Source organism: Streptomyces misionensis (assembly GCF_007896895.1).
Taxonomy (GTDB): Bacteria; Actinomycetota; Actinomycetes; order Streptomycetales; family Streptomycetaceae; genus Streptomyces; species Streptomyces misionensis_A.
In genome coordinates, this window is the sequence record NZ_VOGW01000193.1 from 100,235 (window position 1) to 106,719 (window position 6,485).

Sequence of the window (6,485 nt, forward strand, 5' to 3'; positions counted from 1 at the left end):
GGGAAAACGCGCGTGGGAGGGGGGGAGCGGCCGCGAGGGGAGGCGGTTGGGTCCTCCGGCGGCGGAGACGGCACCTCGGACAGCGCGGAGAACGCGCGGGTCTGGAGGTGCTGCTCGGAAGAAGCCCGGACCGGGGAAAGACCCGGCCGAGGGGCTGGGAGAGAAGACGGCGACATCGGTGCCGATACGAGGGGCACGCACATGCGCTGTTCGCATTGTACCCGTGCCACCGCTTCGGTCAAGAGTCTCCCGCGGGCCCTTCGCGGACTCCACGGCCCGCGACCGAGCCCCCGTGGCCTCGGGGCGGCGGATTGCGGCAGGCTGAGGGCATGTTCGGACCCGAAGGCCCCACGCTGCGCGAACTCGCCGTCCAGGCGCTGTCCTCCGTCGAGCGCGGCTACGACCTGCTCGCCCCGAAGTTCGACCGCACCCCCTTCCGCACCCCCGACAGCGTGCTCGACGCCGTGACGCGGGCGCTCGCCCCGCTGGGCCCCTTCGACGACGGCCTCGACCTGTGCTGCGGCACCGGCGCGGGCACGGCGGCACTGACCGGACTGTGCCGACGCACCGTCACCGGCCTCGACTTCAGCGCCGGGATGCTCGACGTCGCCCGGCGCGCGGACGCCGGCCGGGCGGCCGACGGGCCCCGGGTCGCCTGGGTGCGCGGCGACGCCCGCGCCCTGCCGTTCACCGCCGCCTTCGATCTCGTCGTCAGCTTCGGGGCGTTCGGCCACTTCCTGCCCCGTGAACTGCCCGGGCTGTTCGCACAGGTCCGTTCGGTGCTGCGGCCCGGCGGCAGTTTCGCCTTCCCGGTGCTCGCCCCGCCCCGCGCGACCCGTCCCGCGTTCTGGGCGCTGCTCGGCTTCGACGCGGTGATGCGGGCGCGCAACGCCCTGTGGCGGCCGCCGTTCGTCATGTACTACCGGGCCTTCCGGCTCGGCCAGGTGACGACCGCACTGACCCGCGCCGGATTCTCCGTCGAACTGCGCGCCCTGCCCGAGTTCGGGCGGCGCGCGGACGGCGCTCCGCGGGCGCGCCTGGTGGTGGCCCGCAGGGGCGGGGGATCAGCGGCGGGAGATCACAGGGCGCGGTAGACGGCGTCGATCAGCGCCAGTTTGCGGGGGTCGTCGGCGATGCGCGGGCCCATGCGGTTCATGACATAGCCCACCGACACCCCCGCCTCCGGGTCCGCGAGCCCGCAGGAACCGCCGAACCCGTCGTGGCCGAAGGCCCGCGGATTGGGCCCGTAGGCCCCCTGCGGGCCGCTGAGCCACAGGCCGAGGCCGATCTCGGTCTCGCCACCGAGCCCCGCCCCCAGCACCAGGTCGACGCAGCGGCCCTGTCCCTCGCGCACCCGCTCCACCGCCTGGGGCGTGAGCAGCCGCCGCCCGCCGAACACACCGCGGCCCGCGAAGACGCCGTACAGTTCGGCGACCGCCCGCGCGGTGCCGTGCCCGTTCGCCGCCGGGATCTGTGCCGCCCGCCACTCGGGCGTGTTCGCCTGCGCGGCTCCCAGCGGGGGGTTGGCCATCGCGGCGATCACCAGCGGGGTCACGTCGCGGAAGGGCGTCCGCTCCCCGATCCTCCCGGCCGGCGCGTGCACCAGTTCGGCCGCCCGCCCGTGGTCGCGCACCGGCAGGCCCACGCTGAAGTCGATGCCGAGCGGCCCGGTCACCTCCCGCTCCAGGAAGGCCCCCGGCGTCAGCCCGGAGACCCGTCGGACGACCTCGCCGACCAGGAAGCCGTACGTCACCGCGTGGTACCCGGACCGGGTGCCCGGCTCCCACCACGGTTCCGTGGCCGCGAGCCGCGCGGTGGTCAACTCCCAGTCGTACAGATCCTCCAGCGAGTGCGGCCCGCGCAGTCCGGACACCCCCGAGCGGTGGGAGAGCAGATGCCGGACCAGCACCTTCTCCTTGCCGGCCGCCGCGAACTCGGGCCAGTACCGGGCCACCGGCGCGTCCAGGTCCAGCAGTCCGCGGTCGGCGAGCAGGTGCGCGCACAGCGCCACCGGGCCCTTGGTGGTCGACCACACGTTCACCAGCGTGTCCCGTTCCCAGCGCCGGGTGCGGGCCGGGTCCGCCCAGCCGCCCCACAGGTCCACCACCGTCTTCCCGGCCACGGTGACCGCCACCGCAGCGCCGAGCTCGCCCCGCTCGCGGAAGTTCTCCTCGAACGCCTCCCGCACGGCCGCGAACCTCGGATCGCAGTGGCCGTGGATTGGTGCCGCGTCCGCCGCCTGCGGGGTCCGCTGGGCGTCGTGCGTGGCTGACATGGGCCCTCCGTGGTCGCGGGGACGGCCCGGATCGCGCCGCCCGGGCCGGGTTTCCCGAACCTAGCGACCGGGCGGGCCCGGAGGAAGAGGCCGTGCCGGGCACACGGCCGTCAGGCGCGGGAGCGCAGCCAGCGCAGCTTCGCCGCCTCCTGGAAGGGGCCGCCGCCCTCGTGGTCGTTGAACTCGTACACCTCGATCGTCTTGTCCTCGTGCGCCCAGGCGTTGAACGCCGCGAACACGGTGGACGGCGGGCAGGTCTCGTCCTGCAGGGCCGTCGAGAACAGGGCCGGCACCCGGCCGCGGGCCGCGAAGTGCACGCCGTCGAAGTAGGACAGGGTGCGCAGCACCTCGGCCGTGCGGCCCCGGTGCGTCTTGAGGAACAGGCCCACCTCGCGGTACGGGTGGCGGTCCGTCAGGATCACCGCGCGCGGGAAGTCGCACAGGAACGGCACGTCCGGGGCCACCGCGACCAGGTCCGGGACCAGGGCGCCGACGGCGAGGGTGATGCCGCCGCCCTGGCTCTCGCCGATCGCCACCGTGCGCGCCGCGTCGGTCAGCGGGTGGGCGCGGGCCGCCTCCACGGCCCGCACGGCGTCCGTGAACACCCGCCGGTAGTAGTGGTTCCCGGGCGCGTCGATGCCCCGGGTCAGGAAGCCGGGATGGGCGGGCCCGGAACCCACCGGGTCGGCGGTGCCGCCCCCGCCGCCCCAGACGCTGCCCTGCCCCCGGGTGTCCATCACGAAGTGCGCCCGGCCCGTCGACGCCCACAGCAGGTCCTGGTGCGGCAGCCCGCGCCCGCCGCCGTACCCGATGAACTCCACTATGAGCGGCAGGGGTTCGGTGGTGCCCGCGGGCAGCCGCAGCCAGCCCTTGACGGGGTGCCCGCCGAACCCGGCGAACGTCACGTCGTACACCTCGACGGTGGCGAGCCCGGTCTCCACCGGCTCGAAGCGGACGCCCAGTTCGTGCGTGCGCGCCTCCTTCAGGGTGTCCTCCCAGAAGGCGTCGAAGTCCTCGGGTTCGGTGGACCCGCCGCGGTAGGCGCGGAGTTCGGGCAGCGGGAGGTCGAACAGGGCCATGGGCAACCGCCTTGATCGGGGCAGACAGTGAGGAGGTCACCGTACGAGGGCGGTCACCCGGCGGGCCAGGACGGGGGCCGCGGCCGGCTCACGTCCTCGGCTGGGTCCACCTCGGGCCCGTCCGGGCCCACTCCCGCTCCCACTCGGCGAGCCGGTGGCGCAGCGCGATCCGCCGGGACACCGCGTGGCCGAGGAGGACCACGCCCCCGACGCAGGCCGCCACGCCCACCCCGACGGTCACCGCGTGCCGGAGGACCGCGGTGCCCGCCCGCGGCGCGCCGACGCCGTGCCCCCGGGAGTCGACCCACACCTCGACCCCGTCACCGGGCCGGGTCCCGGCCGGCACCCGCGTCCAGGTGGTCCGGACGCCCTTGCCGGGCTCGGCCCAGCGGACCTCCGCGCGGTAGGGGTGCCCGCGGCCGGTGCGCAGGGAGGGCGGCGACGCGGCCGGATCGCCCAGCACGGTGGCCGCCACCCGGTGCCGTGCCGCCCGCTGCGCCGCCGCGTCCGCCGCCGCCCGGTCGTGCGCGTGCAGCCCCGCGGCCGCCCCGGCCAGCGGTGCCACCACGCACAGCAGCACGGCGACCGCCAGCACCGTCCACGCCTCCACCACATCGCAGCGGCGCCGCAGCGTATTGCGCCGCCAGCGCCAGCCGCGCACCCGGGTCCGCATGTCCGCCTCCTCGCCGAAGCCGACCGCTCACGCCCCGCGCGTAGCGCGCCGAAGCGTCCACACCCGTCTCGTACCCCGTACGACGCACCCGGCCCACCCGTCGAACCGCGAGTTCAGGCCCACTTGGGACAGGGTTCGAGCCAAGTACCCCCCGGCGACGCCGAAACGGGCCCCGGGGATCAGCCGAAGCGCTCGATGCGGATGCGGTCCACCGGCTGGCCGGCCCGCACCAGCAGCCGGGAGGCGTGCTCCGCGAACCCGTTGGAGCCGCACACGAACGCCTCCCACCCGCCGGGCGGCCGCTCGGCCATCAGCGGTGCCAGATGCGCGGCCGTCACCCGGCCCACCGGCACCCCGGCGGGGGCGCTGCGGGTGAACACCGCGGTCGTCTCCGCGCCCAGCTCCCGCGCGTAGATCAGCTCCTCGGGGCTGCGCGCGGACACCAGCATCCGCAGCGGCACGTCGAGGCCGCGCGCCCGGTGGTGGCGGACCATCGACATCAGCGGCACGACCCCGGAACCCGCGCCGAGCAGCAGCGCGGGCCGGTCACCCGGCCAGGCGAAGAAGCCGCTGAGCGGACCGCGCACCTCGATCGTGTCACCGGGCCGGGCCACGGTGTAGAACCAGCCGGAGACCTCGCCGTCCGGCACCCGGTCCAAGGTCAGCTCGATATGTCCCGAATCGTCCGGCGCGGACGCGATCGAGTAGTGGCGCTGCGCCGTGTAGCCGTCCGGGGCGGTCAGCCGCAGCATCAGGTGCTGGCCGGGCAGGTGCCCCGCCCAGCCCGGCACCGCCAGCCGGAACGTCGCCGCGTGGGGAGTCTCCCGGCGGATCTCCGTCAGCGTGGCCGGCTGCCACACCGTCTCGGCCTGCTCGCTCACCGCGATCCGGCCGGGCACCGCGAACCGCGGCCCACCGCCGGGCGTCGTCGTCTCAGTCACCGGAGTACCGCTGCTCCTCCCAGGGGTTGCCGCGCGAGTGGTAGCCGTTGCCCTCCCAGAAGCCGGGCTCGTCGTGGTCGAGGAGCGTGATGCCCGCGACCCACTTGACGCTCTTCCAGAAGTAGAGGTGGGGCACCACCAGGCGCGCCGGGCCGCCGTGCTCGGCCGGCAGCGGCTCGCCGTCGTACTCCCACACGATCCAGGCCCGGCCGCCGGTCAGATCGGCGAGCGGCAGGTTCGCGGTGTAACCGGTGTGGGAGCGGGCGAGCGCGTGGGTGGCGCGGGCGTCGGGCCGCGCCAGGTCGAGGAAGGCGTCCACGGACACCCCGCCGAACCGCACGCCGAACTTCGACCACCCGGTCACACAGTGGATGTCGCCCTCGTACGCCGAGGCGGGAAGCGCGTGCGCCGCCTCCCAGTCCCAGGTGTACGGCCGCCCGGCCAGTCCGTCGATGCGGAAGGTCCAGTCGGCGGGTGCGAGGTCCGGGGTGACCTCGGCGGACAGGACGGGCCAGTCGTCGCGCGCGTCGTACTGTCCGGGCGGCAGTCCCGGGTGGTGCTCGCGCGCGCGGCCCGTGAAGCCTCGCGTGACGTTCATGCTTCAACCGTACGCTGTCGCGGCGGGTGCCCCGTCCCAGGTCACGGGCCCTGCGCCGGAACACGGGCCCGATCGTTGCGGCCGTGTGAACTCTGACCGGACGCGGGAATACCGGCCCGGGCCCGCTCCTTGGCGCTCAGTGCCGGCCGCGGTGCGCCGGTGCCAGGGCGAGCGAAGCGAGGGATGAGAATGCGCGAGGCGTACGGTTCCAGCACGGGGAACGAGGTGGCCGCGTGACCACTGCCCCGCACCCACTCGACAACCCCGCCCTCGCCTCCCTCACCGGCCCGCACGCCCGCTTCGCCGAGCGGCGCGGCCGAGTGCTGCGCTACCCGGTCGACGTCTCCCCGTGGCTGGCGCTGCCCGACGAGCCGGACGCCCGGGACTGGGCGGACCTCGCGGTGCTGGCCGGGCCCGGCGCCGAGGTCCCGCTGTCCGGTTACTGCGGGGACGTGCCCGAGGACTGGGAGATCACCTTCCACGTGGGCGGAGTGCAGCTCGTGGACGACGGGGTGGCCGCCGCGCCGGATCCGGAGGCGGTCCGACTCGGCCCGGCCGACGTGCCCGAGATGCTGGACCTGGTGGCACGGACGCAGCCCGGGCCGTTCCTGCCGCGCACCATCGAGCTCGGCACCTATCTGGGCATCCGCCGCGAGGGCGCGCTGGTCGCCATGGCGGGGGAGCGGCTGCACCCGCCGGGCTGGACCGAGATCAGCGCGGTCTGCACCGACGCCGCCGTCCGCGGCCAGGGCCTGGCCACCCGGCTGATCCACGCGGTCGCGCACGGCATCCGGGAACGCGGCGAGACCCCGTTCCTGCACACTAGCGCCAAGAACACCAACGCCATCCGGCTGTACGAGTCCCTCGGCTTCCGGCTGCGCCGGCACACCGCGTTCCTGGCCGCGCGGGCTCCCGAGCG

7 protein-coding genes are annotated in these 6,485 nt (G+C 75.3%); 2 read left to right on the forward strand and 5 right to left on the reverse strand.

All coding sequences use genetic code 11. The features are described 5' to 3' along the window. Window positions 1–329: 329 nt before the first annotated feature. The gene (locus tag FRZ03_RS35700; protein WP_146469203.1) at window positions 330–1,094 is read left to right on the forward strand and encodes a class I SAM-dependent methyltransferase; all 765 of its coding nucleotides are present in this window, start codon (window positions 330–332) and stop codon (window positions 1,092–1,094) included. On the opposite strand, the gene FRZ03_RS35705 is transcribed toward FRZ03_RS35700, so the two are convergent. From FRZ03_RS35705 to FRZ03_RS35725, 5 genes are all read right to left on the reverse strand, one after another. Beyond that, a complete protein-coding gene (locus tag FRZ03_RS35705) occupies window positions 1,079–2,275 on the reverse strand; it encodes a serine hydrolase domain-containing protein (RefSeq protein WP_146469204.1) in 1,197 nt (398 codons plus the stop codon). The two genes, FRZ03_RS35700 and FRZ03_RS35705, sit on opposite strands and share 16 nt — an antisense overlap. 110 nt (window positions 2,276–2,385) lie before the next feature. Beyond that, the gene (locus FRZ03_RS35710; protein WP_146469205.1) at window positions 2,386–3,354 is read right to left on the reverse strand and encodes an acetylxylan esterase; all 969 of its coding nucleotides are present in this window, start codon (window positions 3,352–3,354) and stop codon (window positions 2,386–2,388) included. 88 nt (window positions 3,355–3,442) lie between these two features. Continuing rightward, the gene (locus tag FRZ03_RS35715) at window positions 3,443–4,027 is read right to left on the reverse strand and encodes an Rv1733c family protein (protein ID WP_186785799.1); all 585 of its coding nucleotides are present in this window, start codon (window positions 4,025–4,027) and stop codon (window positions 3,443–3,445) included. 179 nt (window positions 4,028–4,206) lie between these two features. Next, window positions 4,207–4,968, reverse strand: coding sequence for a ferredoxin reductase (locus FRZ03_RS35720; RefSeq protein WP_146469206.1), 762 nt, complete (start codon window positions 4,966–4,968; stop codon window positions 4,207–4,209). After that, window positions 4,961–5,566 carry a sulfite oxidase-like oxidoreductase gene (locus FRZ03_RS35725; protein ID WP_146469207.1) on the reverse strand — a complete coding sequence of 202 codons (606 nt, stop codon included), beginning with the start codon at window positions 5,564–5,566 and terminating at the stop codon, window positions 4,961–4,963. The genes FRZ03_RS35720 and FRZ03_RS35725 overlap by 8 nt, the downstream gene beginning before the upstream one ends. Before the next feature lie 233 nt (window positions 5,567–5,799). Between FRZ03_RS35725 and FRZ03_RS35730 the strand changes: the two genes are divergently transcribed. Further along, a partial coding sequence (locus FRZ03_RS35730; protein WP_146469208.1) for a GNAT family N-acetyltransferase occupies window positions 5,800–6,485 on the forward strand: 686 nt, incomplete at its 3' end.